The organism is Streptomyces sp. NPDC046862 (assembly GCF_040704615.1).
Classification (GTDB): domain Bacteria; phylum Actinomycetota; class Actinomycetes; order Streptomycetales; family Streptomycetaceae; genus Streptomyces.
The window spans coordinates 158,217-183,807 of record NZ_JBEYXP010000003.1 but is presented as its reverse complement, the minus strand read 5'-3'; the positions used below and the strand labels follow the sequence as shown (position 1 = coordinate 183,807).

Annotated in this window: 20 protein-coding genes and 1 pseudogene; 10 read left to right on the top strand and 11 right to left on the bottom strand. The window is 71.5% G+C overall.

The features are described from left to right. The 4 genes from AB0959_RS04360 to AB0959_RS04345 all read left to right on the top strand — a co-directional run bounded on the left by AB0959_RS04360 (position 1) and on the right by AB0959_RS04345 (position 4,343). Positions 1-2,646, top strand: a complete 2,646-nt coding sequence (locus tag AB0959_RS04360; RefSeq protein ID WP_366824742.1) for a nitrate- and nitrite sensing domain-containing protein — start codon at positions 1-3, stop codon at positions 2,644-2,646. After that, positions 2,643-3,080 (top strand): roadblock/LC7 domain-containing protein, encoded by a 438-nt coding sequence (locus AB0959_RS04355; protein WP_366824741.1) that lies wholly within the window; start codon positions 2,643-2,645, stop codon positions 3,078-3,080. Before AB0959_RS04360 ends, AB0959_RS04355 begins: the two co-directional genes overlap by 4 nt. 19 nt (positions 3,081-3,099) lie before the next feature. Further along, positions 3,100-3,513: a DUF742 domain-containing protein gene (locus AB0959_RS04350; protein ID WP_366824740.1), complete on the top strand. Its 414-nt coding sequence runs from the start codon at positions 3,100-3,102 to the stop codon at positions 3,511-3,513. A 224-nt stretch (positions 3,514-3,737) separates the two neighbouring features. Continuing rightward, positions 3,738-4,343, top strand: coding sequence for an ATP/GTP-binding protein (locus AB0959_RS04345; RefSeq protein WP_366824739.1), 606 nt, complete (start codon positions 3,738-3,740; stop codon positions 4,341-4,343). A gap of 23 nt (positions 4,344-4,366) precedes the next feature. On the opposite strand, the gene AB0959_RS04340 is transcribed toward AB0959_RS04345, so the two are convergent. Then, entirely contained in the window at positions 4,367-4,795 is a 429-nt protein-coding gene (locus tag AB0959_RS04340) for a PPOX class F420-dependent oxidoreductase (protein ID WP_366824738.1), read from the bottom strand. 93 nt (positions 4,796-4,888) lie between these two features. Between AB0959_RS04340 and AB0959_RS04335 the strand changes: the two genes are divergently transcribed. The 3 genes from AB0959_RS04335 (at position 4,889) to AB0959_RS04325 (ending at position 7,310) form a co-directional block, all read left to right on the top strand. Beyond that, positions 4,889-5,293, top strand: a complete 405-nt coding sequence (locus AB0959_RS04335; RefSeq protein WP_366824737.1) for a roadblock/LC7 domain-containing protein — start codon at positions 4,889-4,891, stop codon at positions 5,291-5,293. A gap of 136 nt (positions 5,294-5,429) precedes the next feature. Then, positions 5,430-6,431, top strand: coding sequence for a DUF6397 family protein (locus tag AB0959_RS04330; RefSeq protein ID WP_366824736.1), 1,002 nt, complete (start codon positions 5,430-5,432; stop codon positions 6,429-6,431). Positions 6,432-6,701: 270 nt separating this feature from the next. Further along, positions 6,702-7,310, top strand: a complete 609-nt coding sequence (locus AB0959_RS04325) for a response regulator transcription factor (RefSeq protein WP_366824894.1) — start codon at positions 6,702-6,704, stop codon at positions 7,308-7,310. A gap of 282 nt (positions 7,311-7,592) precedes the next feature. Here the strand turns inward: AB0959_RS04325 and AB0959_RS04320 are convergent. The 4 genes and pseudogenes from AB0959_RS04320 to lanKC all read right to left on the bottom strand — a co-directional run. After that, positions 7,593-7,925: pseudogene (locus AB0959_RS04320) on the bottom strand (ATP-binding cassette domain-containing protein); the annotation flags it as partial. A 1,126-nt stretch (positions 7,926-9,051) separates the two neighbouring features. Continuing rightward, a complete protein-coding gene (locus AB0959_RS04315; RefSeq protein ID WP_366824735.1) occupies positions 9,052-10,860 on the bottom strand; it encodes an ABC transporter ATP-binding protein in 1,809 nt (602 codons plus the stop codon). A 185-nt stretch (positions 10,861-11,045) separates the two neighbouring features. Then, complete coding sequence (locus AB0959_RS04310; RefSeq protein WP_366824734.1) at positions 11,046-11,174, bottom strand: SapB/AmfS family lanthipeptide; 129 nt, start codon at positions 11,172-11,174, stop codon at positions 11,046-11,048. A gap of 89 nt (positions 11,175-11,263) precedes the next feature. After that, on the bottom strand, positions 11,264-13,972 hold the full coding sequence (gene lanKC / locus AB0959_RS04305; protein WP_366824733.1) for a class III lanthionine synthetase LanKC: 2,709 nt from the start codon (positions 13,970-13,972) through the stop codon (positions 11,264-11,266). A 361-nt stretch (positions 13,973-14,333) separates the two neighbouring features. Between lanKC and AB0959_RS04300 the strand changes: the two genes are divergently transcribed. Beyond that, a complete protein-coding gene (locus AB0959_RS04300) occupies positions 14,334-15,602 on the top strand; it encodes an SGNH/GDSL hydrolase family protein (RefSeq protein ID WP_366824732.1) in 1,269 nt (422 codons plus the stop codon). Between the two features lie 84 nt (positions 15,603-15,686). Further along, entirely contained in the window at positions 15,687-16,412 is a 726-nt protein-coding gene (locus AB0959_RS04295) for a nucleotidyltransferase domain-containing protein (RefSeq protein ID WP_366824731.1), read from the top strand. 7 nt (positions 16,413-16,419) lie between these two features. On the opposite strand, the gene AB0959_RS04290 is transcribed toward AB0959_RS04295, so the two are convergent. Continuing rightward, on the bottom strand, positions 16,420-17,340 hold the full coding sequence (locus AB0959_RS04290) for an acyl-CoA thioesterase II (protein WP_366824730.1): 921 nt from the start codon (positions 17,338-17,340) through the stop codon (positions 16,420-16,422). Positions 17,341-17,380: 40 nt separating this feature from the next. Further along, complete coding sequence (locus tag AB0959_RS04285) at positions 17,381-19,894, bottom strand: DUF3516 domain-containing protein (RefSeq protein WP_366824729.1); 2,514 nt, start codon at positions 19,892-19,894, stop codon at positions 17,381-17,383. Between the two features lie 143 nt (positions 19,895-20,037). On the opposite strand from AB0959_RS04285, the gene AB0959_RS04280 reads away from it, so the two are divergent. Next, positions 20,038-20,832: a metal-dependent hydrolase gene (locus AB0959_RS04280; protein ID WP_366824728.1), complete on the top strand. Its 795-nt coding sequence runs from the start codon at positions 20,038-20,040 to the stop codon at positions 20,830-20,832. Between the two features lie 28 nt (positions 20,833-20,860). On the opposite strand, the gene AB0959_RS04275 is transcribed toward AB0959_RS04280, so the two are convergent. The 4 genes from AB0959_RS04275 to AB0959_RS04260 all read right to left on the bottom strand — a co-directional run bounded on the left by AB0959_RS04275 (position 20,861) and on the right by AB0959_RS04260 (position 25,372). Continuing rightward, positions 20,861-21,115 carry a type B 50S ribosomal protein L31 gene (locus AB0959_RS04275; protein WP_366824727.1) on the bottom strand — a complete coding sequence of 85 codons (255 nt, stop codon included), beginning with the start codon at positions 21,113-21,115 and terminating at the stop codon, positions 20,861-20,863. Positions 21,116-21,169: 54 nt separating this feature from the next. Next, positions 21,170-21,640: a DUF5709 domain-containing protein gene (locus AB0959_RS04270; RefSeq protein WP_366824726.1), complete on the bottom strand. Its 471-nt coding sequence runs from the start codon at positions 21,638-21,640 to the stop codon at positions 21,170-21,172. 103 nt (positions 21,641-21,743) lie between these two features. Then, complete coding sequence (locus AB0959_RS04265) at positions 21,744-23,525, bottom strand: ABC transporter ATP-binding protein (protein WP_366824725.1); 1,782 nt, start codon at positions 23,523-23,525, stop codon at positions 21,744-21,746. Beyond that, positions 23,522-25,372, bottom strand: coding sequence for an ABC transporter ATP-binding protein (locus AB0959_RS04260; protein ID WP_366824724.1), 1,851 nt, complete (start codon positions 25,370-25,372; stop codon positions 23,522-23,524). The genes AB0959_RS04265 and AB0959_RS04260 overlap by 4 nt, the downstream gene beginning before the upstream one ends. Positions 25,373-25,591 lie beyond the last annotated feature (219 nt).

Genomic DNA, 25,591 nt, shown 5'->3' with positions numbered 1-25,591 from the left:
ATGCGTACACCCCGTAGGACCCCGACGGCCGACGCCGAGTCGTCGGCGCGGCTCCCGGTGCGTGGTCGCCGTGCCCACGCGGGCCCGCCCGCCGACGAGCGCCCCGATCTCGATGCCGCCCCGAGCGTGGCATTCCCGAGCGAGGCATCCCCGGGCGCGGGGCGCCGGCACGTACGCCCGCGTACCGTACGGGCCAAGATCGTCTGCCTGTTGATGGTGCCCGTGGTCTCGCTGCTCGCCCTGTGGGCGTACGCCACCGTCAGTACCGCCCAGGACGTCTCCCGCCTCCGGCAGTCGCAGCGCGTCGACACCTCCGTACGCGCCCCGGTCGCCGCCGCCGTCGCCGCGCTCCAGGCCGAGCGCACAGCGGCCGTGCGCCTGGCCACCGCCCCCGCCGCAGGACGGGAGAGTGACCTGAAGGAGCTGGCGGAGCGCACCGAACGCGCCGTCGCCAAGCTGAGACTGGGAGACCGCCACACCGTCGCCGACGGCGCCGAGCTGCCCGCCGGAGTGGCCGAGCGCCTCAATGCCTTCGTCACCGGGGCCGAGCAGTTGAGCACCCTGCGGACCGGTGTGCTGGACGGTCGCGCCGGCTGGAGCGAGACGTACAGGCAGTACACCGCGGCGATCGTCACGGCCTTCGGGGTGGGAGGTGCCCTCACCGGCGTCCAGGACGCCGAGCTCGGCTCCGACGCGCGTGTCCTGCTGGAGTTCTCGCGCGCGGGCGAGGCACTGGCCCAGGAGGACGCGGTGCTCGCAGGCGCCCGGCTCACCGGAGCCCTCGACGGCGAGCGGCTGCGGCTCTACACCGGCGCCGTCGAGACCCGTCGCACCCTGACGGCAACAGCCGTGGCGGACCTGCGCGGCCGCGAACGGACCGCCTGGAGCGGCCTCGTCGAGAGCGGCGCCTACGCGGTCCTGAGAACCCTCGAGGACCAGGTGCTCGCAGCTCGCCCCGGCGCGAGGGCCGCGGGCGCCGTGTCCGAGGACGACTGGAACACGGTGCACGCGCGCGTGCAGGACGGCATGCGCGCGATCGAGGCAGGCGCCGGACACGATGTGGCGGACCGGGCCGACCCCTTCACACGCGGACTGCTCACCCCGGCCGGTGCCGCGGTCCTGCTGGGGCTCGTCGCCGTCGCCGCGTCCCTCGTGATCTCGGTGCGCATCGGACGCGCTCTCGTCGTCGAGCTCGTGAGCCTGAGGAACGGCGCCCTGGAGATCGCCCGTCACAAACTCCCCCGGGCCATGCGCAAGCTGCGGGCAGGGGAGGAGATCGACGTCGACGCCGAGGCTCCGGCCGGACAACCTGCCGAGGACGAGACCGGACAGGTCGCCGAGGCCCTCGGCATCGTGCACCGCGCCGCCCTGCGCGCCGCGGCCGAACGCGCCGAGCTGGCCGGCGGCATCTCCGGCGTCTTCGTCAACCTCGCCCGCCGCAGCCAGGTCCTCGTGCACCGCCAACTGAGCCTGCTGGACAGCATGGAGCGCAGATCCGAGGACCCGAACGAGCTGAGCGACCTCTTCCGGCTGGACCACCTCACCACCCGCATGCGGCGGCACGCGGAGAGCCTGATCATCCTCTCCGGGGCCGCCCCTGGCCGTGCCTGGCGCATGCCGGTCCCGCTGACCAACGTGATCCGTGCGGCCGTCTCCGAAGTGGAGGACTACGCGCGCGTGGAGGTACGGCAACTCCCGGAGGCACGGATCGTGGGCACCGCCGTCGCCGACCTCACCCACCTCCTGGCCGAACTCGTGGAGAACGCCGCACAGTTCTCGCCGCCCCACACGCGCGTGCGCGTCACCGGGGAGCCGGTCGGCAACGGCTACGCCGTGGAGGTCGAGGACCGCGGCCTCGGCATGGGCAAGGACAAACTCGCCGAGGCCAACCGGCGCATCGAACAGTCCGAGGCCCTCGACCTGTTCGACAGCGACCGGCTCGGTCTGTTCGTGATCAGCAGACTCGCGTCCCGGCACGACATCAAGGTCCACCTGCGGACCTCGCCCTACGGCGGAACCACCGCCGTCGTCCTGCTGCCCACAGCCCTGCTGCACACGGGCGCGGCGGAACGTTCACCCGGTCCGGTCGTCGACACCGGGCACGCCTTGGACACAGGCCACGCCCCGGACGCAGCACGAGCCATGGACACGGGACAGGCCGTGGACGTGGGGCAGGTCGTGGACACGGGACCGGCCTCTGGCCGCGCCCACGCGCGCGTACCGGCCGCCCTTTGGCAGGAGCCTGTCCAGCAGCCCGCCGAGCGGCCCGCGCTGGTGGCTCCCGTGGCGTCCGCCGTGGAGGAGGGCTCGGCGGCGGACGCCACACCCACGACGACACCCCCCGAAGTCGCCGCCTTGCGCCCGCACGGGACCGTGCCGGACACCGAGCGGCCCGGCGAACTCCCGCGCCGGGTACGGCAGGCGAACCTGGCGCCGCAACTGCGCGAGCGGCGCCCCGATCCACCGGCACCGGCGCCGGGCCTCCGAGGCCCCAGGGCCGACGACCGCACCCCCGAACTCGTACGCGAGCGCATGGCGGCCTACCGCGACGGCTGGGTGCGCGGCGGCGGCAGGGCACCGGGCCACCGTGCCATCACCCCCGACCCCGTGGTGGGCGGCGACACCAGCGAAGGAGACCCCGCATGATTCAGGACCCGAGCGCGAGAGCCGCCCAGCCATCCGCCGAACTCGACTGGCTGCTGGACGACATGGTGCTTCGAGTAGGCGACATACGGCACGCCGTGGTGCTGTCGAACGACGGACTCGCCGTGGGCGCGTCCACGGGTCTCGAACGCGAGGACGCCGAGCACCTGGCCGCGGTCGCCTCCGGCTTCCACAGCCTGGCCAAGGGAGCGGGCCGACATTTCGGTGTCGGTGGCGTGCGCCAGACCCTGGTGGAGATGGACGACGGCTTCCTGTTCGTGGCAGCGGCCGGCGACGGCTCCTGCCTCGCCGTGCTCACCGCCGTCACCGCCGACATCGGTCTGGTGGGGTACGAGATGGCGCGCCTGGTGAAACGTGTCGGCGAGCATCTGCACACCCCGTTGCGCGCCGCCACGCGCCCGCCGGTCACCGGGTGACCGAGGACGGCCCGTGCAGATGACCGAGAACGGGGCGCGTGCCCCGCACCAGCCGCCGGGCAGCCAGTGGTACGACCAGGAGGCGGGACCGCTCGTCCGCCCGTACGCCATGACGGGCGGACGCACCCGGCCAGGCCCCACCGGTGTGCGGTTCGATCTCATCGCCCTGGTCACGCTCGTCACCACGGCTCCCGGCGTCGACGACACCGCACTCGGTCCCGAACACCGGGCCCTGATCGACCTGTGCCGGGCCGAGACACAGTCGGTCGCCGAGCTCGCCACGGACGCCGACCTGCCCGTGGGCGTGGTGCGCGTGCTCCTCGGTGACCTTCTGGAGTTGGGCCGCGTCACCGTCAGCCGCCCCGTGCCCCCTGCGCAACTGCCCGACGAGCGCATCCTGCGTGAGGTGATCGAGGGGCTGAAGGCGCTGTAGACGACCCAGAGCTGTCGACGACCTGGAGGTGGCGACGTATCGACTTCCTCGCCTGTTTCGTGTGCGGACTTCCGCACCCATGTGAATCCCGAACGAACGGGAGTCGATCGGAACGGTCAATATACGGTCGAACACCCTGAAAACCGTGGGGAGTTGTCATCATGCTGACTTCGCGCACAGGCCCTCACGCCCACCGCACACCGCACTCCCGAGAGAAGTGATCGATGGTCTCCGAGCACTCCGATGACACAGGCGGGGACACGGCCGCCCTGGCGCTGAAGATCCTGGTCGCCGGTGGTTTCGGCGTGGGCAAGACCACCCTCGTGGGCGCGGTCAGCGAGATCAGACCGCTGCGCACCGAGGAACTGCTGAGCGAGGCAGGCCGGTCGGTGGACGACACGGGCGGTGTGGACCAGAAGGTCACCACCACCGTGGCCATGGACTTCGGGCGCATCACCATCAGGTCGGGACTGTCCCTCTACCTCTTCGGCACGCCGGGACAGGACCGGTTCTGGTTCCTGTGGGACGAGTTGGCGCAGGGCGCCCTCGGCGCGGTCGTCCTCGCGGACACCCGCCGGCTGGAGGACTGCTTCCCCGCGGTGGACTACTTCGAGCACCGGCAGATCCCGTTCGTGGTCGCCGTCAACTGCTTCGCGGGCGCCCGTATGTACGGCGCCAACGACGTCTCGCGCGCCCTCGACCTGGACCGGGGGACGCCCGTGGTCCTCTGCGACGCCCGCGACCGTGACTCCGGGAAGGAGGTGCTGATACGGCTCGTCGAGTACGCCGGGCGGATGCACACCGCCCGGCTGCTCGACTCCGTGGGCTGAACTCCGTGGGCTGAGAGCGATACCTATTCGGCTACGCGCGCATACGCCAGGACCTTGTCCAGCCTTATGCGGACGAGGAGCTCACCCGGAACGCCGTTACGGGCACCGAACTCCTCGGCACGGTCCTCGCCCATGTAGCGTGCGCCGATCCGCGTGGCCCAGTGCCGGAGCTCGTCGAGGTCCTCCGACAACTCGGCCCTCCCTTCCAGGACCACGAAGTCGTACGGGGGCCGGTCGTCGTCCACGCACAGGGCGACACGGCCGTCCCTGGCCAGATTCCGCCCCTTGACGCTGCTTTTTCCGGTGTTGAAGACCACGTCGTCACCGTCCAGCACGAACCAGATCGGAGTGACGTGGGGCCGCCCGTCAGCACGGACGGTCGAGAGTTTGCCGGTGCGGGTCCCGTGTGAAACGAAGGCCTGCCATTGCTCGTCGGTCATCTTCTGTGCCATGTGTCCATCCTCCTTGCTCGGGCGGCGGAGGTGGGGAAGGCTGATTCGTCGGATCCTCCGGCCAGGGGGGACAAACCACGGGGAGCACTGAACATGCCGCAGAACGCGGGACTGGGCTGGCTGTTGGACGACCTGACCGAGCGCGTCGAACACGTACAGCACGCCATGGTGCTGTCCAGCGACGGGCTCGTGACGGGTGCGAGCACAGGGCTGAGGCGCGAGGACGCCGAACACCTCGCCGCCGTCTCGTCCGGACTGCACAGCCTCGCCAAGGGGTCCGGCCGCCACTTCGGGGCCGGACACGTGCGCCAGACCATGGTCGAGTTCGACGAGGCGGTGCTGTTCGTCACCGCGGCGGGCGAGGGCAGCTGCCTGTGCGTGCTCAGCGCCGCGGAAGCCGACATCGGCCAGGTCGCCTACGAGATGACTCTGCTCGTGAATCGCGTCGGAGAGCATCTCGGCGTGGATGCGCGTCGACCTGAACGCGCTCAGCCGTAGGTCTCTGACCTGCGAATTCTCCCGGGTCTGCGGAGTTATCCACAGGCCGACGGCGATGTCCGGCAAACCGGCTACGGTTTTTTCCGAGGCGGGCGCAGACCGGCGCCGGCACATCAGCACACGGGGGAGAACCGTCATGTCCGGCAACACCGTCACCCAGTCCGTCACAACCGTCGCGCCCGCCGCCCCGACCCGCGCCCGGGCACGCGGCACCTCGCTCTCACAGAGCCATGCCGCGCGGTCACTGGGACTGAAACGGGGAGAGTTCGACCTCGCCGTTCACCTGGGATGCATCCGGACCGTCGTCGACGACGGAGGCGGTGGCCTCCGCGTCGCGCGGACGGAGATCGACAGGGTGAGCACCGAGAATGGCTTTCCCGAAAGCCTGAGGGAGCGGGTCAGGGCGGTGGGCACCGTGGACGGCGCCGCACTGATGAACGTGACGAGCGCCCGGTTCACCCGCCTCGCCCGCCTGGGCCTGTTGGCTCCGGTCCACTTCTACCTCAACCGCTACAGGGCCGTGGTCTGGTTGTATCTGGCGGAGGAACTGCGCCAGTTCGCGGCGGACGAGCAGAACGCGCCGTTGCTGACCGGGCGTACGCCGCAGCATCTGCGCGACCAGTTGGACACCGGCCTGGACCTCCGTCCCCGCAACTGGCGGGGACGCCACCTCGGATTCCTGCTGCGTCAGGCCGAGGACCCGTGGGCGCGGGCCGCGGCCGTGGCGTCGCTCCTCGACCCCGTCCAGGTCGCGGAGATCGTTCGGGACCCGTACGAGCGCGCGTACATCAACCGCCTCCGACCCGCACAGCCGGCCCACGGCGCGCCCGACTCACCGGCCGCGCAGGTCGCCGCCAGGATCACGACGGCCGGGGACCCCGACGAGATCGACTGGCTGCGGTCCGATCTGCGGCAGACCGTTGCCGAGGCCCGCGAGAGCCGGGCGGCGCCACGACCCGGGCCGAAGGCTCCGCCTGAGAGCGATGCACCATTCGGGGCGCCGGCGCCGGTTGCGGTGGCGCGGGCATCGGGTGCGGTGCGGTTCGGAGGGCTGTCGGACGAGGCGTCGTCCCAGCCCGGCGAGGCTTCGGAGAAACCACGCGGCCTGCTCGGATGGCTGCGTCGCAGAAACCCCTGACCGGCCGGCGCGGAACCACCACGACCTCCCAGGAGACGCTGATGATGCTGCCGTCGGCAGACCCCACCTCCCGCAGGCGCCGTCGCCGTACCCCATTGGCCCCGATGCATGCCTCCCCGATCGTTGCGCGCCCCGGCTTGCGGGCGCTCCCCGTGCGCCCCTTCGCACCTCGATGGCTGGATCTTCGCGTCCAGGAGCGGTCGCAGTCGCCAACAATGGGCACGCGCTCAGAGGGTGGGAGCGGTAAACGGGGAGTTCGAGGGGGCGAAGGTGATCCGCGTACTACTGGTGCACGACGCGTGTCTGGTGCGGTCGGTCCTGGCGGAGTGGCTCCGCCGCGAGCCCGACCTGGAGGTTCACGATGTGCCGGGGCGCGACGCGCCAGGACGGGTGAGGACCGTGCGGCCGCACGTCTGCGCGGTGGACCTGGACTCCGCGGACGCCTTCGGGGTGCCTCCGCTCGCCGAGCTCTGTGTCGGGGGCGCGGACGGTTCCAAGCCCAACCTTCTGGTGATTGCACAGGCAAACAGACCTGGGCTCTTGAAGCGTGCCGCGGAGGCCGGGGCGCTGGGCTACGTGGCCAAGGAGGGCTCGCCGGAGCGGTTGGTGTCAGCGATCCGCGAGGTAGCCGCAGGTCACCGCTTCATAGACGACTCCCTGGGCTTCGGCTTCCTCAAGGCCGCCGAGATGCCGCTCACCCGACGGGAGCTGAGCGTGCTGTCACTGGCCGCCGAGGGTGCCTCCGTCGCGGAGATCGCCGGAAGTTTGCACCTGTCCCACGGGACCGTGCGCAACTACATGGCAGCCATCACTCGCAAGACGGGGGCGCGCAACAGGATCGACGCCATCCGCATCTCCCAGGGCGAGGGATGGCTGTAGGGGCTGCCCCGGTTCCCAGGCGCCCACCAGATCCCGGTAGAGGGGCGAACGCTCCACCAGCGAGTCATGGCGCCCGTACTCGACACGCCGCCCGTCCATGACCAGCACCCGGTCCGCACGTTGGGCGGAGGCGATGCGATGGGCCACCACCACGAGTGTGGTGCCCGCGCGCCCGGCGAAGGCACGCTCGGCGCGCTCCTCCGCCTCGGGGTCGAGGTGACAGGTGGCCTCGTCGAGCAGGACCACGGGCGCGTCCGACAGATACGCCCTGGTCAGGGCCACGAGCTGCCGCTCCCCGGCGGACAGTGCGCCGGGCTCGATCTCGGCGCCGGGGCCGCCCAGCCGGTCCATGAGACCGGTGAGTCCCACCGCGTCGGCCGCTGCTCGCAGTTCGCCCTCGGGCACGGGTTTCGGCCGTAGTTCGCCGAGGTTTTCGGCAAGGGATCCCCGGAAGACGTACGCCTCCTGCGGAATGAGGACACGTTGTGTTCGAGATGTGATGCCGGATGCCGGATTGCCGCACAAGTGGACGGTGCCTTGTACGGGTTCGAGGAGGCCCGCGAGGAGAGCGGTGAGCGTGGACTTGCCGATACCGCTGGGGCCCACCACGGCCATGTGCGTGCCCCGCGGGAGCCGCAAAGTGAGGTCCTCGATGATCGGGGCGCTGGTGGAGCCATAGGCGAACGTGACGTGGGAGAGGCTCACGGCGTCGGGAACGGCGGAATCGCGCCGAGGTGCCGAGGCGGGCGTTCGCGGGACGCGAGCGGTGTCCGTGTCCATGTCCGTGTTCCGGTCGGCCGGGCGCGCCGCATCGGTGTGCTGCGCTTGTGAGGGTGCCAGGCGGCGCAGCACCACCACGAGGCGGGACCCGCTGGTGCCCAGGCCATGGACCAGGTTCTGGAGGGCGGGCAGGAGGGACTGGGTGACGTAGGCCAGGGCGCCGACCAGGTCACCCGCCGTGACGCCGTGGTCCAGCAGCCATGGGCCGGCGGAAAGGAGCAGCACGACCGGGAGCCGGCCGCCGACCGCGAGGGCCCCGACCCGCAGGACGCCCCAGCGGGCCAGGGAGCAGGCCGCGCGAAGCTCCGACCCGATGCGTTCACCGGCGTCGGCGGCCACCCGCTCCTCGGCACCGCCCGCGGTGATGTCCCGCAGCCCGGGGCACACGGCACCCAGGTGGGCGGCGAGGGCCTCGTCGGCCGCCAGGAACGTCTCCTGCCTGCGGGCCAACGGCCGCAACGACACCACGAAGAGAGCGACCCCCAGGGCCAGCGGAGGAACCACCATGAGCAGGAGCGACGGCGCGAGCGAGAACAGCCCGATGAGCGCACCGGCGGCCGTGAACACGAACGAACGCGACACCATCACCAGCCCGGCGAAGGTGTCCCGGGCGATCTCCACCTGCTGCGTGAGCCCGGAGAGCGTGCCGCCGTCCGCCTCCCGCACCCCCCGCTCCACCACCGCGCGCACGAGCCGGTCCCGCAACGGCTCGACCAGCGCGGCCACACAGCCGTACACCCGTGCCGTCCCGTACGCGCCCACGGCTACCGCGGCCGCTCCCGCCGTCAGCCATCCGAGTCCGACGTCCACCCGCCCGGCCAGGAACCCGCCGTCCAGGGCGCGGGCCACCGCGTACCCGAGGAGGAAGGTCTGCGCCGTCTCCAGGACCGACCACAGCGCCAGCCGTGCGACCACCGCCCACCGACGGCGCAGGAACCGCAGCCCTCGCCCGCCCACGCCGTCACGCACGCCGGTCACGGCCGGCTCCGTCCTGTACCGGGTTGCTTCCGTCCTGTGCCGGGCCGGCTCCGTCCTGTACCGGGTCGGGTGTGGGCTCGGCATCGGCAGCCCCGAAGGCCCTGCGGTAGTCCGCCGTTCGCCACAGCCGGGCGTGCGGTCCCACGGCCCGTACTCTGCCTCCGTCCAGCCACGCCACCACGTCCGCGCGGGCCGCCGTGGAGGCGCGGTGGGCGACGACAAGCCGCGTGCTCCCCGCGGTGTGGCGCAGCAGGGCCTCGGTGATCTGGCGTTCGGTGACCGTGTCGAGGCTGGAGAGCGCGTCGTCCAGGACGATCAGCCGGCCGGGGTGGGCGAACGCCCGGGCGAGGCCGAGGCGCTGGATCTCGCCACCCGACAGGGGAGCGTCCGCGCAGGGCGTGGCGTAGCCCTCGGGGAGGCGGCGGACGAAGGGATCGGCGCGGGCTGCCCTGGCGGCTTCCCGTACCCGGGCCGGGTCGGGCGTCGGAACACCGAAGGCGATCGTGTCCTCGATGGACTCGCCCAGCAGGGCGGGGCGTTCGAAGGCGTGGGACACGGCACGGCGCAGTTCCTGCTGGTCCAGTTCGCGCAGGGGTACGCCGTCGAGCCGTACTTCTCCCTCGTCCGGGTCCGTCAGCCGCCCGGCCACCGCTGCGAGGAGCGACTTGCCCGTGCCCGAGCGGCCGACCACGGCGAGCGTGCTCCCGGCCGGCACGACCAGGTCGACGCCGTCCAGCACGGTACGCCCGCCCCGGCGCACGCTGACCCCGCGCAGTTCCAGCCGGCCTTGTCCGTCAGGCAGCCGGCGGGCACCGTACTCCGTCGGGGGCTCCGCCAGCACCTCTTCCAGACGGGCGGCCGCCGCTCTGGCCCGCACGAGTTCCGCGACCTGTCCGACCAGGACGCCGACGCCGGCCGCCAGCACTGCGTAGCGGGACGCCGCGAGGAACTCGCCCACGGACAGCCTGTCTCCACCGAGAAGGACGCCCGCCACGGCCAGCACGCCGAGTTGGAGCAGCGGTGCCACGGCGACGGCCTGAGCGGAGGCCCGCCCCTGGACCCGCCACATCCGGTGCCCCTCACGGGACAGTTCGGGCAGGGGGCGCAGGACACGAGCCGTCGTCCGTTCCTCCGCGGAGGCGGCGGCGATCGTACGGTGGCCGCCGATGGCCTCGGACAGCGCGTCCGCGATGCGGCCCTGGACCCGTTGGTAGCGGGCCACGCACTCCGACGAGTCCCGTGTGAACGCGCGCAGCAGCAGCATGAGGACCGGTGCGCCCACGACGAACACAGCCGCTGTCCAGGGACTGATCAGCGCGAGCGCCACCACCGCGCCGACCGGTGCGGCGACCGCGGCGACCAGCCCGGCGATGGCGGTGGGCGCCGTGCCGGCCTGAGCGGCGTTCCCGGCGAGCCGCGCCACGAGGTCCCCGGATCCGAACCGTCCGACGGAGCGCGGCCCGACGGCCAGTACGTGGTCGACGAGCCGTCGGCGCAGCCATGCCGTGGTCTCGGCGCTCGTGGTCCCGCCGAGGACGGTCTCGGCCGCGTCCAGGACGGTGAGGAGCAGCATGAGCAGGGCGCACCACAGGACCCAGCGCCCGGTGTCGGCGCTGCCCGCCAGCAACAGATCGAGCGCTCGGCCCAGCGCGGCCGGCAGCAACAGGTTCGCCCCGGCGACGGCCGTGGTGACCAGGGCCAGCGTCACACAGCGGGCACCGCTGCGGCGGGTGGCCGAGCGCACGAGCGCGACGGAGGGCGTCGTCGGACCCTTGGTTGCGAGCGTCGTCATACGCCTCCTCGTGCTCCACGTGCTCCTCGTGCTCCACGTGCTCCTCGTGCGCCACGTGTTCTTCGTGCGCCACGTGCGGTTGGTCCTGCGAGCGCCGGCGTGCCGAAGGGCCCCGGATGCTCCCTCCCGTGCGAGGAGGGACCACCCGGGGCCGGGTCACGCCGGTGTCATCGTGAACGTGACGGTCAGAGACACAGGGTGATGCTGGCCGCGCTGACGCAGGACAGCACGCTGAGCGAGCTCACGGGGCCACCGCCCCCGCCACCACCGGTGGTCTCGTCGGCTTCCATCGTCTGCAGGTCGAGCAGCGCCATGCTGGTTCCTTTCTCTCCGTGGTCCTCGTCCGAGGACCACTTGTGGGGACGGGATTGGTGCGGTGTTGCTCACGACTCCGTCAGTTCCGTCAGTTCGCGGAGCCGCGTTCTGTGGGCCGCCCGCGCCGGGGCGGCAGGGCCGGCAGGAAGGGCAGGTGGGCGGTGGGCTCGTCGGCGAGCGTCGCGCCCAGGGCCAGGAGACATCCGGCCGTTCCGGTGCCGAGGTCCATGGAGAGGCGCATCATGTGATGGCCGGGGAAGGCAAGTTGGCCCTGGTACGGCATCGCGTACCAGCCGAGTCCGGCGATCTGTTCGTCCAGCCGCGCCCTGGGCGCACCCGTGCGGCCGAGGTGCAGGATCATTCCGGCACGCCCCTGGAAGAGCCCGGGCTGCGCGTAGAAGCGGTAGGTGGCGGCCGTGAGGATGCGGGAGCGCGCACGGGCGAAGTCCTCGGCCCGCTCCGCGTCGTCCTCGTCGGTGTGGGCCAGGAAGTCGTCGATCACCATGCCGAGCCCCACGCTGCCGTCCGCGAGGTACGGCATGGTGCGCCAGCCCTCGTCCACGGCGAGCGCGCCGTCCTGCTGGAGGACGCACGCCTCCAGGTCCTGCCGCAGCGCCTCGCCGGCCGCCTCCAGCAGGGCGGGGTCGCCCGTCGCCTCGTACCGCCGCAGCAGGAACAGGGCGGGCCCGCTCGCGCCCCGTAACAGTCCGGCACGCCGCCTGGGCGGTGCGGGCCGGGGCTCGCCGAGCCGCCGTACGAGCAGTTCCGCGGCCTCCGCCGCCCGCTCGTCCAGCGAGTTCTCGCCCGTGGTCCGCCCCAGATGGTCGAGGACCAGGCCGAGTCCGGCCAGCCCGCCGCGCAGGTCGGACGACAGCTTCTGCCACTTCTCGTGCAGGACCTGGTCGACGAGGTCCAGCGCCCGCTGCCGGTGTCCGAGGCGGTCGAGGACGTACGCGACGCCCGCGAGTCCGTCGTACAGGCCGAGGGGTGTGCCCAGTGGCAGGGGATCGGTGTGGTCGAGCAGCCAGCGCTCGCCCTCCTCGTACCGTTCCGCGCCGGTCTCGGCGAGGGCGTACAGCACTCCGGCAGCCCCGTACGCCAGCCCGAGCCCGCCGCCATCCGTGAACTGCGCGACGTCGCCCGGGAAGAGCCTGTCGTCGCGTCCCGGTGTCGCGGAGGCCAGGATCGCCTTCACCATCGAGTCCCGGCTGTAGGGCCAGTCACCCGGTTCGGCCAGCGCGGTGAACGGCGTGGCCGGCGCGGGCCGGACACCAGCGGGCGCGGGCGCGCCGGGCTCGTGCCCCTCCGTGAGGGCCGACGCGGGACGTCCGGAACCGGCGCGGGTGATCTCCGCGACCGCCGCGTCCAGGAACTCCCGCGGTACGTCCGGGAACTGACCGGCGACGACCTCCGCCAGATGTGCGGCCTTTCCCCGGTCCACCACGAACAGCGACGTGACGGGCAGGAACAGCGCGAGCCGCAGGCACGCGAGCGCGTACCGGTCGACGTCCGCTCCCGTACGGTCCGGTGGGGCCAGGAACCCGGGGTGGGCGACGACCTGTCGGCCGTTCTCCTCGACGGGCGCGGCAGCCTCGAAGTCCAGCAGGGACACCGACTGCTCGTCGGGCGCCACCATGATGTTGAAGGCGTGCAGGTCGTTGAAGACGATCCCCCGCGCGTGCACCGCCTCGACCGCCTCCTCGACGGCCCCGTACATCCGCAGCGCCCACTCCGTGTAGGCGGAGACCGCGTTCGGGTCCGGATCGGGCGCGAGCAACGGATGCCGTTCGGCGAAGAAGGAGTTGAGCGGGCGCCCCTCCACGAAGTCCATGACCAGGAAACGGTGGTCTCCGAGCAGGAACCAGTCGCGCACCTCGGGCACGACACCCAGCCCCGACAGCCGTTCCAGGGCGGACTTCTCGCGCTCCAGCCGGGCGATCGCGTCGGCACCGTCCGCGGCGAGCCCCGCGTGCGGGCGTCCCTCCTTGAGGACCACGCGGCTGCCGTCGCGGACGTCGGTGCCCGCGTACACGCCGCCGCCGTTGGAGAAGTGCAGAGCCTTCTCGATGCGGTACGGAAGGTCACCGACCGTCGTCGTGTTCCGTGCCGCCAACTGGGGTTCGAGGAACGCCGGCAGCGTCACCCACTCCGGCACCCGGAAGGAAGGATCCCGCCGGTCCGGCACGAGCCTGCCTTCGCCATCGCGTACCGCGGGTACCAGCGAGCCACGCTCGTCGACCACGAAGGAGCGTGAGAAGGCGCCGTACCGCACGTACAGCGGCCCGTCGTTCCACCGCAGGTCCGTCAGGATGTACGGCCCCTCAAGGCCGGCGAGCCGCTCGCCGAGCTCGGACAGGAGCAGGTGCAGTTGCTCCTCGTCGGCCGGGTAGATCGTGACGAACTTGCCGCTGCCGTCGCGGGGCGCGTACTTGGCGTTCCGCAGGTGCAGCAGATGGGGCCCCGGTACGAACTTGAACGGGATCAGCCGGGGCACGCAGTAGTCCCACACCTCGGCCGCGATCCGTTCCGCGTTCGCCCGGGTGGCGGAGGCGTGAACCTTCCAGCCCTGCGTGGGGCCGGACTGCGACCGGCCTTCGGCGTCCGGCGTCATGGTGAGCCAGTCGCCGATCCGTTCCGCGCGCCACCCCTGGGGCACATCACGCCGAGCCACCTGGTACGACGGCACCGCCCGAGTGTCACCGGCGGTCACGACGCCGCTGTCACCCGCCGACAACCTGTCGGGTGTCTCGTAGAAGTGCCCGTCGGCGAGCGCGTACACCTCGTACCGCTTGTCCATCCGCATCCCCCTCGGCCGCGTGACACCGAGCCTTTCAGCCCGTCAGGGGCGCGGACAGTCACGTCTGTCACCGGAACGCCCTCATACCTGTCACGAGATCACCGTGAGGAACGCATGCGTAAAGACATGTTCGGAGGGTTTCGACCAGGGGGAGGGCGAGGGGCAGGGGACATGGAAGGTGGGCCCGCTGCACGCCACCCTATAGATCGGATCTATTTCGTGCTTGGTGAGCGTCACCCACTCCGCTCGGGGTCCAATGTGTTGACACCTCCGATGAATCGATGGTTCTCTTCGAGTCGCTCAGCCTCCGGTCGACTCCGCGCACCCCCATGCCCACGGAACACTGGAAAGGCGAACCCGCATGACCAAGAACCGGCACCTTCTCGCTGTCCTGATGACGGCGCTGGCCCTTGCCCTGCTGGGCACGGCGGGCGCGCTGCCCGCGAGAGCCGACGCGGGGCCTGCCCCCGCCACCCGTCGCGGCTGGACGGGCACCTGGGAGGCGGCGGTCTCCGGCACCGTCCCCGCCCTGCCCGGCACCTCCATCCGCAATGTCGTCCACGTCAGCGTCGGCGGCCGCGTCGCGCGCGTCCGCATCTCCAACCGGCTCGGTACCTCCCCGCTCGAATTCGGCTCCGTGACCGTGGCACTGCAGGAGCGGGGCGAGCCGACGAGTCCGGACGCCGCCGCGGGGACGATGCGCACCGCCACGTTCCGCGGCGCCGCCTCGGTGACCGTCCCGGCCGGCGAGGACACGGTCACCGACCCCGTGTCGCTCAAGGTTCCCGACGGCGCCAACCTCCTGATCACCGTGTACACACCGGTCGACTCCGGCCCGGCCACGTATCACCGCTCGGCCCTGCAGACCAATTTCCTCGCGCCGTCCGGCAACCGCGCCGCGGACGAGGACGGTTCCGCCTACACCGGGACCACGAGCTCCTGGTACTACGTGACCGGCGTGGACGTGTTCAGCCCGCGCACCGCCGGCAGCGTCGTCGCCCTCGGCGACTCCATCACCGACGGATCGGGATCGACGTCCAGCGCCAACCGCCGCTGGCCCGACCGGCTCGCCGAACGGCTGCGCGCGCTGCCTCCGCACCGCCGACTCGGCGTCCTGAACGCCGGGATCGCCGGCAACCGCATCCTGCTCGACGGCACCGGTCCGAGCGCCCTGTCCCGGCTCGACGCCGACGTCCTGTCCCGAACCGGCGTCCGCGCGATGATCCTCATGGAGGGCATCAACGACATCAAGGGCAATCCCAACCAGACGGACCCGGCCGCCTTCGAGGACGCCTACCGTCAGATCGTGCGGCGCGCCCACACGCGCGGTATCCGCGTCATCGGCGCCACCATCACCCCGTACGGCGGCAACGGCGGTTACACCGAGGCCCGTGAGGCCGTACGCCAGTCGGTCAACGCCTTCATCCGGACCAGCGGCCTCTTCGACGCCGTCGTGGACTTCGACGCCGTGGTCCGCGACCCCGCAGACCCCCACCGCATCCTGCCCGCGTATGACCCGGGCGACCACCTGCACTTCAACGACGCGGGGCTGAAGGCGATGGCCGACGCGATCGAGCTGAACGACCTCCGTTTCACCGTGCCACGGGGTGCCGACCGCAACGCCGCCTGAACCCCCTTCCAAGGACGGCCGCCCGGGTGCCGCGGGCGGCCGTCATGCGCCGAAACCCGCTGAGGGCTGGCACGATGAACCCTCATGAGTGATCAGGAAACTGTGCGGGCTGAAGCCCTCCGCTTGGTGACGGCTCGCTTCCCCCAGGCCCTGGGCGCCATGCTCGGTGGCTCGGCCGCCCAGGGCCGTGCCACCCCGGCCAGTGATCTGGACGTGGCCGTCCTCTTACCGGACTCGGACAGCAGCCGCCGCGAGGTCATCCGCCATGACGGGCGTCTGGCCGAGTTGTTCTTGAACTCCGTCGCGGACATCCCCGAGTTCTTCGCGGGGGACCGTGCCCGTCGCCGCGGGACCGTTCTGTTCATCTATGCCGAGGGCCTGCCCCTGACCGACCCGCACGGCCATCTGGCCCGTACCCGCGACCGGGCGCGAGCAGTACTCGCGGCCGGCCCGCCCGCCCTGACTCCGGCAGAGCGGGAGCACGGCCGTTACGTACTCACCTGCTACATGGACGACCTGGTTGATACGCCGCCCGCCGACCGGTACGAGCAGCTGTCCATCGCCGACCACACCCTGCGCGAGGCGACGCACCTGCTCACGGCCCACCACGGTGCGTGGACGGGTATCGGTAAATGGCTCCCGCGCAGACTGCTGAGCGCGGACCCGGAACGGGGCAAGTCCCTGTTGGACGGTCATCTGGCGGTGGCCGAACACGCGGACCCCGAACCGTTGGCGACCGCGGTCGAGCAGGTGCTCGACCTGCTCGGCGGACCGCTGAGGGAGGGGTACTCGCAACGCTGGAGCACCTGAGACCAGATCAGTCCAGCTTGCGGAAGAGTCCCTCCTGTACGACCGACACGACCAGCCGCCCCTCGCGGTCGTAGATCCGGCCGCGGGCCAGCCCGCGGCCGCCCACCGCGATCGGTGACTCCTGGTCGTACAGCAGCCAGTCGTCCGCCCGGAACGGCCGGTGGAACCACATCGCGTGGTCCAGTGACGCCATGTCGAAACCGCGTGGGCCCCACAGGGGTTCCACGGGGATGCGGACCGCGTCCAGGAGGGTCATGTCGCTCGCGTACGTCAGCGCGCAGGTGTGCACCAGAGGGTCGTCGCCCAGCGGTCCGACCGCCCGCATCCAGACCGCGCTGCGCGGCTCGGCGTTCTCGACCTCGTCGTGGGTCCAGCGCAGCCGGTCCACATAACGGATGTCGAAGGGCTGACGCCGTGCCATGCGCTCCAACTGCACGGGCAGCTCGCCCAGATGCTGCTTGATCTCCTCGGCGAGCGTCGGCAGCGACTCGGGGTCCGGCACCTCGCGGGCCGGCGGCAGCTGGTGCTCGAAGCTTCCCTCCTCGGGCCTGTGGAAGGAGGCGGTGAGGTTGAAGATCGTGCGGCCCTGCTGCACGGCGGTGACCCGCCGGGTCGTGAACGACCGCCCGTCCCTGACTCGTTCGACCTGGTACACGATCGGCACGCCCGGACGGCCGGGACGCAGGAAGTACGCGTGCAGCGAGTGCACCGGCCGGTCGCCCTCCGTGGTGCGCCCGGCGGCGACCATGGCCTGGCCTGCCACCTGACCGCCGAAGACGCGCTGCAGGGACTCCTGCGGGCTACGGCCACGGAAGATGTTGACCTCGATCTGCTCCAGATCCAGCAGGTCGACGAGGCGCTCGGCGGGGTTGTCCGCAGACTTGTCCGCAGGTGTGTCCGCGGGGTTGTTTCCGGTGTTCGTCGTCATCTGCTGGCTCTCCTGTGGCTCGCAGCCGTCCGGCGTCTGTTCACAACTGGCCGACGTCGGTGACCTTGACGACGGCGCGTCCCTCGGCGTCGGAGGCCGTGAGGTCGACCTCCGCACTGATGCCCCAGTCATGATCGCCGTTCGGGTCGGCGAAGGCCTGGCGGACCCGCCACAGCCCGTTCTGTGGCTCCTCCTCGATCATCAGCAGCCGGGGACCGCGCGCGTCGGGTCCGGTGCCCAGCTCCTCGTACTCGTCCCAGTACCTGTCCATCGCCTCGCCCCACCGCTCGGCGTCCCAGCCGGACTCCGCGTCCATCTCGCCGAGTTCGTCGACCTGGTCGAGGGCGGCGAGCTCCACGCGGCGGAACATGGCATTGCGGACGAGGACGCGGAAGGCGCGCGCGTTGGCGGTGACCGGCTTGACCTGGTCGGCCCTCTCCTGGGCCTCCTCGGCGGTCATCTCCTCCGGATTGGCGAGCTGCTCCCACTCGTCGAGGAGGCTGGAGTCGACCTGGCGCACCATCTCACCGAGCCAGGCGATCAGGTCCTCCAGGTCTTCCGACTTGAGGTCGTCGGGGACGGTGTGGTCGAGGGTCTTGTAGGCGCCGGCCAGGTAGCGCAGCACAATGCCCTCGGTGCGGGCCAGCTCGTAGAAGGACACGAACTCGGTGAAGGACAGCGCCCGTTCGTACATGTCGCGGATGACCGACTTCGGCGACAGCGGGTGGTCGCCGACCCACGGGTGGCTCTTGCGGTACGTGTTGTACGCGTGGAAGAGGAGCTCCTCCAGCGGCTTGGGGTACGACACGTCCTGGAGCCGCTCCATGCGCTCCTCGTACTCGACACCGTCCGCCTTCATCGCGGCCACGGCCTCCCCGCGCGCCTTGTTCTGCTGAGCGGCGAGGATCTGGCGCGGGTCGTCCAGCGTCGACTCGACGACCGACACCATGTCCAGGGCGTAGGAGGGCGACTCGGGGTCCAGGAGCTCGAACGACGCGAGGGCGAACGTCGACAGCGGCTGGTTGAGGGCGAAGTCCTGCTGGAGGTCGACGGTCAGGCGGACGATCCGGCCCGTGGCGTCCGGCTCGTCGAGCTTCTCCACGATGCCGCCGTCGAGGAGGGAGCGGTAGATGGCGATCGCCCGCCGGATGTGCCGCAACTGCTGCTTGCGCGGCTCGTGGTTGTCCTCCAGCAGATGCCGCATCGCCTCGAAGGCGTTGCCGGGGCGGGCGATGACCGACAGCAGCATCGTGTGCGTGACGCGGAAGCGGGACGTGAGCGGCTCGGGGTCGGAGGCGATGAGCTTCTCGAAGGTGTTCTCCGTCCAGCCGACGAAACCCTCGGGCGCCTTCTTGCGGACCACCTTGCGGCGCTTCTTCGGGTCGTCGCCGGCCTTGGCGAGCGCCTTCTCGTTCTCGATGACGTGCTCGGGAGCCTGCGCCACCACGAAGCCCGCCGTGTCGAAGCCCGCGCGACCGGCCCGCCCGGCGATCTGATGGAACTCACGGGCACGCAGGGTCCGCACCCGGTTGCCGTCGTACTTCGTCAGGGCGGTGAACAGCACCGTGCGGATGGGCACGTTGACGCCGACGCCCAGCGTGTCCGTGCCGCAGATGACCTTCAGCAGACCGGCCTGGGCCAGCTTCTCCACCAGGCGCCGGTACTTGGGCAACATGCCCGCGTGGTGCACACCGATGCCGTGCCGTACGTAACGGGACAGATTGCGGCCGAACTTGGTGGTGAAGCGGAAGTTGCCGATCAGCTGGGCGATCTCGTCCTTCTCCTCCCGCGAGCACATGTTGATGCTCATCAGCGCCTGCGCCCGCTCCACGGCCTGCGCCTGGGTGAAGTGCACGATGTAGACGGGGGCCTGCTTGGTGTCCAGCAGTTCCGTCAGCGTCTCGGTGAGCGGGGTGAGCCGGTACTCGTAGGAGAGCGGAACGGGACGGGTCGCCGAGCGCACCACCGATGTCGGGCGGCCGGTGCGGCGGGTGAGGTCCTTCTCGAACATCGAGACGTCGCCGAGCGTCGCCGACATCAGGATGAACTGCGCCTGCGGCAGCTCCAGGATCGGGATCTGCCAGGCCCAGCCGCGGTCGCCCTCCGCGTAGAAGTGGAACTCGTCCATCACGACCTGGCCGACGTCGGCGTCCTTGCCGTCGCGCAGCGCGATCGACGCCAGCACCTCGGCGGTGCAGCAGATGACGGGCGCGTCCGCGTTCACGGAGGCGTCGCCGGTCAGCATGCCGACGTTCTCGGTGCCGAACAGCTTGCACAGCTCGAAGAACTTCTCCGAGACGAGAGCCTTGATCGGCGCCGTGTAGAACGTGACCTCGTCCCGGGCGAGCGCCGCGAAGTGCGCGCCCGCGGCGATCATGCTCTTGCCGGAGCCGGTGGGCGTCGACACGATGACGTTGGCCCCGGAGACCACCTCGATCAGCGCCTCCTCCTGGTGCGGATAGAGGGTGAGACCGCGCTCCTGGGCCCATGACTCGAAGGCGTCGAACAAGGCGTCGGGGTCGGCGGTCTGCGGCAGCTGATCGATGAGGGTCACGCACCCATCTTGCCTGCCGTCCCACCCGATGGGGGAATCGGCTGCGAGTGCGAAGATCACGAACGCTACGCTGTGGCGCCGACAACACGTCAGAGCACTGGCAACTGGACAGTGGCACAACAGGAATGGGGCGGGATACGGCCATGATGGGACCAGCACACTCACTGTCGGGGGCCGCGGCCTGGCTCGGCGTCGGGGCGGCCGCCGCGGCGACGGGGCACACGATGCCCTGGCCGGTCCTGCTGGTCGGCTCACTGATATGCGCCGGCGCCGCGCTGGCCCCGGACCTGGACCACAAGGCCGCCACCATCTCGCGGGCCTTCGGCCCCCTCTCGCGCTGGCTGTGCGAGATCGTCGACAAACTCTCGTACGCCGTCTACAAGGCGACGAGGTCGCAGGGAGACCCGCGTCGCTCCGGTGGGCACCGCACGCTGACGCACACCTGGCTGTGGGCGGTGCTGATCGGCGTGGGCTTCGCCGTCGCCGCGATGACCGGGGGCCGGTGGGCGGTGCTGGCCATCCTCTTCGTGCACCTGGTGCTCGCCATCGAGGGGCTGCTGTGGCGCGCGGCCCGCGGCTCCAGCAGCGACGTCCTGGTGTGGCTGCTGGCCGCGACCAGCGCCTGGATCCTCGCCGGAATACTGGACAAGCCGGGCAACGGGGCGGACTGGCTCTTCACCGCGCCCGGTCAGGAGTACATGTGGCTGGGGCTGCCCGTCCTCCTGGGCGCCGTGGTGCACGACATCGGCGACGCGCTGACGATCTCCGGCTGCCCGATCCTGTGGCCCATCCCCGTGGGCCGAAAGCGCTGGTACCCCGTGGGCCCGCCGAAGTTCATGCGGTTCCGTGCCGGCAGCTGGGTCGAGCTGAAGGTGCTGATGCCGGTGTTCATGCTGCTCGGGGGAGTGGGCTGCGCGGCGGCCCTGAACTTCATCTGAGCGGGTCCGGGCCCGAGCCCCGGGCGTCTCAGGCCGTGCCTCCGCCGCCGTAACGCCGCTCGAACTGGGCGATCCGGCCCTCGGAGTCCACGGTCCGTGCCTTGCCCGTGTAGAAGGGGTGGCTCTCCGAGGAGATCTCGACCTCCACGACCGGGTACGTCTCGCCGTCGTCCCACTCGATGGTCCGATCGCTGGTGGCGGTCGACCGGGTGAGGAAGGCGTATCCGGCGGCCCGGTCGCGGAAGACCACGGGGCGGTAGTCGGGGTGCTTGTCCTGCTGCATGGTGCTCCTTCCGCGGGGGCGGGGTGGAACTCGGCTCTGCTGTCCCTTCGGGCCTCAGCCGAACCGGGCGTCCTCGTCGACGACATGCATCGCGGCCTCCTCGGCCGTGGCCGCCGCACCGTCGATGCCCACGTCGGTGGCGATCAGCCCGCTCTCCTCGTCCTCGTGCGCGCCCTCGTCAGGGGCGACGAGACGGCCGGAGCGGCGGGCACCCACCTCGTCGTCCAGGGGCTCGCCGTCCGTGCCCTGACAGTCGCCGATACCGTCCCCGTCGGGGGTGCGGACCTCCGGCAGTTCCTCGGAGAGCCGCTGCTCCAGGGTCTCGCCGTGCCGGCGCTCGGCAGCGGTCACGTCGGGGCGCTCCACCGCCCACGGCCGCTCCGGCGGTGACCAGCCCCGGTCGAGAGGATCGGTGACCCCGTCGCTCTCCAGGGTGTCCTCGGAGTCCAGCAGTCCGGTGTCTTCCTGGATCTCGGATGCGTCGGGCTGGTAGACGTCGTCCCCCCATCCTTCGGTGCTGTTCACGGCTACCTCCAGTCGGTGGGACGGTGCCCGGTGCCACCCCTCCAGCCTTCCACCCGGCTTCGGCACCGTGCAACGGCAGGGTGCCCCCCGTTTCAGCGGCCAATCACCCGTGCCAGGACCTCCACAGCGCCGCGTACGCCCCGTCCGCCGCGACCAGCTGGTCATGGCTGCCCAGCTCGGTGATGCGGCCGTTCTCGACGACGGCGATGACGTCGGCGTCATGGGCCGTGTGCAGGCGGTGGGCGATGGCGACGACGGTACGGCCGTCGAGGACCCGGGCGAGGGAGCGTTCGAGGTGGCGGGCCGCCCGAGGGTCGAGGAGCGAGGTGGCCTCGTCCAGGACCAGCGTGTGCGGGTCGGCCAGGACCAGCCTGGCCAGCGCGATCTGCTGGGCCTGCGCCGGGGTCAGCGCGAGCCCGCCCGAGCCGACCTCGGTGTCCAGGCCCTCGTCCAGGGCACGCGCCCAGCCGTCCGCGTCCACCGCGCCGAGGGCCGCCCACAGCTCGGCGTCCTGCGCGCCCGTGTGGGCCAGAAGAAGGTTGTCGCGCAGGGAGCCGACGAAGACGTGGTGCTCCTGGTTGACGAGGGCGACGTGGGAGCGGACGTCCTCGGCCGGCATGCGGGACAGCTCGGCGCCACCGAGGGTGATGCGGCCGTCGCGGGGCGCGTAGATCCCGGCGAGCAGTCGGCCCAGCGTGGACTTGCCCGCGCCGGACGGGCCGACGAGGGCGAGCCGGGTGCCAGGGGCGACATCCAGCGAGACCTTGTGGAGGACGTCGACGTCGGCGCGGTAACCGAAGTGGACCCGGTCCGCGCGCACGTGCCGTCCGTCCGGGGTGACGGAGGCGTCACCGTCGTCCGGCTCGATGTCGCGCACGCCCACCAGACGGGCCAGCGACACCTGGGCGACCTGCAGCTCGTCGTACCAGCGCAGGATCAGGCCCACCGGGTCGACGAGCATCTGAGCGAGGAGCGCGCCCGTCGTGAGCTGGCCGATGCCGATCCACCCCTGCAGCACGAACACACCGCCGATCATCAGGACCGAGCCGAGGACCGTGACGTGCGTGATGTTGACGACGGGGAAGAGCACCGAGCGCAGCCAGAGCGTGTAGCGCTCCCAAGCGGTCCACTCCTGGATACGGCGATCCGACAGCGCGATGCGGCGCTCGCCGAGCTGGTGCGCCTCGACGGTGCGCCCGGCGTCCACGGTCTCCGCGAGGACGGCGGCGACGGCGGCGTATCCGGCGGCCTCGGACCGGTAGCCGGAGGGCGCCCGCCTGAAGTACCACCGGCAGCCCACCACCAGCAGCGGCAGAGCTACCAGCACGGCGGGCGCGAGCGGCGGCGCCGTCACGGCGAGTCCGCCGAGCAGCAGTCCCGCCCACACCACGCCGATCGTGAGCTGGGGCACCGCCTCACGCATCGCGTTGCCGAGCCGGTCGATGTCCGTGGTGATCCGGGACAGCAGGTCACCCGTCCCCGCCCGCTCCAGCACGCCCGGCGGCAGCCCCACCGACCGTACGAGGAAGTCCTCGCGCAGATCGGCCAGCATCCGCTCGCCGAGCATGGCGCCGCGCAGCCGCATCTGCCGCACGAACACGGCCTGGACGACGAGCGCGGCGAGGAACAGCCCCGCCGTGAGCTCCAGGTGCAGTTCACGGGCGTCGTCGGAGACGCGCTCGACCAGATCGCCGAGCAGCCAGGGCCCGGCCATCGAGGCCACGACGGCGACCGTGTTCACGGTGACGAGCAGGACGAAGGCACGCCGGTGCCGGCGGAGCAGCTCGTTCACATAGGCGCGTACGGTCGCGGGCGCGCCCACGGGCAGGGTGTTCGCCGTGGTCGGGGCGGCCGGGTCGTACGCCGGTGGCGCCACGCCGATCATGCTGTCTCCTCGATTTCTTCCCGTACGCCCCGTGCGGCCGGGCCGCTCACGGTGGCGGTTTCCCGGGTGTGTTCTGGATGTTCCTGGTGTTCATCGGCCTCGCGCAGCACAGCCTCGTCATCGGTCTCGCGGGTCACGACCGCCCGGTACCGCGGCTCGTTGTGCACCATCTCGCGGTGCTTGCCCACGGCCACGACCTCTCCGTCGTGGACCAGCACGACCCGGTCGGCATGGTCCAGGAGGAGCGGAGAGGAGGTGAACACGACCGTCGTGCGGTCCGCGCGCAGCGATCGGACCCCCGCGGCGATCCGGGCCTCGGTGTGCGAGTCGACGGCGGACGTCGGCTCGTCCAGGACGAGCACCTCGGGGTCCGTGATCAGCGACCGGGCCAGTGCCAGCCGCTGTCGCTGGCCACCGGACAGGGACCGGCCGCGCTCGGTGATCCGCGCGTCGAGTGGGTCCTCGGCGTCCAGCGAGCCCTGAGCGAGCGAGTCCAGTACGTCCCCGCACTGGGCCGCGGCCAGTGCCTCGTCGGCGTTCACCTCGCCCGAGGCCGGCACGTCGAGCAGCTCGCGCAGCGAACCGGACAACAGCACGGGGTCCTTGTCCTGGACCAGGACGGCCGTGCGGGCGCTGGAGAGCGGAAGGTCGTCGAGGGGTACACCGCCCAGCAGCACCGACGTGCCCTGCTCGGCCGGATGCCCGCCCAGCCGCTCGGCCAGCAGCCCCGCCGCGTCCGGGTCGCCGCACACCACCGCGGTGAACCGGCCGGCGGGCGCGAGGAGCCCGGTCGCAGGGTCGTACAGGTCGCCGGACGGGACGACCGCTTCCCGCGACCCCTCGGTGTCCGTGGCGCGCTCCAGCGACAGCACCCGGGCGGCCCGCTTGGCGGACGGCCGCGAGAAGGAGTACGCCATGGCGATCTCCTCGAAGTGCCGCAGGGGGTACGTCAGCAGCATGACCGAGCTGTACACGGTGACCAGTTCGCCTACGGTGATCCGGCCCTCACTGGCCAGGTGCACGCCGTACCAGACGACCGCGATCATCAGCAGACCCGGCATCAGCACCTGGATGGCGGAGATGAGGGACCACATGCGGGCGCTGCGTACGGCCGCGTGCCGCACCTCCTGCGACGCGCGGCGGTAGCGCTCCAGGAACAGCTCCTCGCCGCCGATGCCGCGCAGCACCCGCAGACCGGCGACCGTGTCCGAGGCGAGTTCGGTGGCGCGGCCCGCCTTCTCGCGCTGATGGTCCGCGCGCCGGGTCGCCCTGGGCAGCAGGGGCAGCACGGCGAGCGCGAGGACCGGGACGCCCACGGCGACGACGATGCCGAGCGCGGGCTGGTAGACGGTGAGGCCGACACAGACCAGCACCACGGTGAGCGCGGCGGCCGTGAACCGGGACAGGGCCTCCACGAACCAGCCGATCTTCTCCACGTCGCCCGTAGAGACCGCGACGACCTCACCGGCCGCCACGCGCCGCGTCAGTGCCGAACCCAGCTGGGCCGTCTTGCGGGCCAGCAGCTGCTGTACGCGCGCGGCGGCGGTGATCCAGTTGGTGACGGCGGCCCGGTGCAGGAAGGTCTCGCCCAGTGCGATCCCCGCCGCGCACAGAGCCATCAGCCCGCCGGCCAGCGCCAGCCGGGAACCGGAGCGGTCGACGACGGCCTGCACCGCGAGTCCGACGCAGAACGGCAGCCCGCAGACGGCGGTGAAGTGCAGCAGTCCCCAGGCGAGGGACTTGAGCTGCCCGCCGAGCTGGTTCCGGAAGAGCCACCGCAGGAATCGGGGCCCCGAGCTCGCGTCCGGCACACCCGGGTCGGGGTACGGAAGGTCTTGGATCTGCATGACGTCCCAGTGGCTCGTATCAGGTGGGGGTGAGAAGTGGGGGGAGGAGGCCCGGGCGGACCGGATGGCACCGACGATGACGAGCGGCGACCGCCGGAACGCAGGCCGACAACAAACCGTGAAAGGCTCGCGTCATTCCGTGGTCGAAGGCAAACGATTTTCCGGCACGGGGCAAAGGTCCGTCCCGTACCGCCCGCATATGGCCGGAAAAGCCGGGGG

Coding starts and splice junctions, on each gene's coding strand:
- AB0959_RS04280 (WP_366824728.1), top strand. CDS start 20,038: ATGATGGGACCAGCACACTCACTGTCGGGGGCCGCGGCCTGGCTCGGC.
- AB0959_RS04335 (WP_366824737.1), top strand. CDS start 4,889: ATGCCGCAGAACGCGGGACTGGGCTGGCTGTTGGACGACCTGACCGAG.
- AB0959_RS04350 (WP_366824740.1), top strand. CDS start 3,100: ATGACCGAGAACGGGGCGCGTGCCCCGCACCAGCCGCCGGGCAGCCAG.
- AB0959_RS04290 (WP_366824730.1), bottom strand. CDS start 17,340: ATGACGACGAACACCGGAAACAACCCCGCGGACACACCTGCGGACAAG.
- AB0959_RS04300 (WP_366824732.1), top strand. CDS start 14,334: ATGACCAAGAACCGGCACCTTCTCGCTGTCCTGATGACGGCGCTGGCC.
- AB0959_RS04310 (WP_366824734.1), bottom strand. CDS start 11,174: ATGGCGCTGCTCGACCTGCAGACGATGGAAGCCGACGAGACCACCGGT.
- AB0959_RS04315 (WP_366824735.1), bottom strand. CDS start 10,860: ATGACGACGCTCGCAACCAAGGGTCCGACGACGCCCTCCGTCGCGCTC.
- lanKC (WP_366824733.1), bottom strand. CDS start 13,972: ATGGACAAGCGGTACGAGGTGTACGCGCTCGCCGACGGGCACTTCTAC.
- AB0959_RS04265 (WP_366824725.1), bottom strand. CDS start 23,525: ATGATCGGCGTGGCGCCACCGGCGTACGACCCGGCCGCCCCGACCACG.
- AB0959_RS04340 (WP_366824738.1), bottom strand. CDS start 4,795: ATGGCACAGAAGATGACCGACGAGCAATGGCAGGCCTTCGTTTCACAC.
- AB0959_RS04275 (WP_366824727.1), bottom strand. CDS start 21,115: ATGCAGCAGGACAAGCACCCCGACTACCGCCCCGTGGTCTTCCGCGAC.
- AB0959_RS04360 (WP_366824742.1), top strand. CDS start 1: ATGCGTACACCCCGTAGGACCCCGACGGCCGACGCCGAGTCGTCGGCG.
- AB0959_RS04355 (WP_366824741.1), top strand. CDS start 2,643: ATGATTCAGGACCCGAGCGCGAGAGCCGCCCAGCCATCCGCCGAACTC.
- AB0959_RS04295 (WP_366824731.1), top strand. CDS start 15,687: ATGAGTGATCAGGAAACTGTGCGGGCTGAAGCCCTCCGCTTGGTGACG.
- AB0959_RS04345 (WP_366824739.1), top strand. CDS start 3,738: ATGGTCTCCGAGCACTCCGATGACACAGGCGGGGACACGGCCGCCCTG.
- AB0959_RS04260 (WP_366824724.1), bottom strand. CDS start 25,372: ATGCAGATCCAAGACCTTCCGTACCCCGACCCGGGTGTGCCGGACGCG.
- AB0959_RS04330 (WP_366824736.1), top strand. CDS start 5,430: ATGTCCGGCAACACCGTCACCCAGTCCGTCACAACCGTCGCGCCCGCC.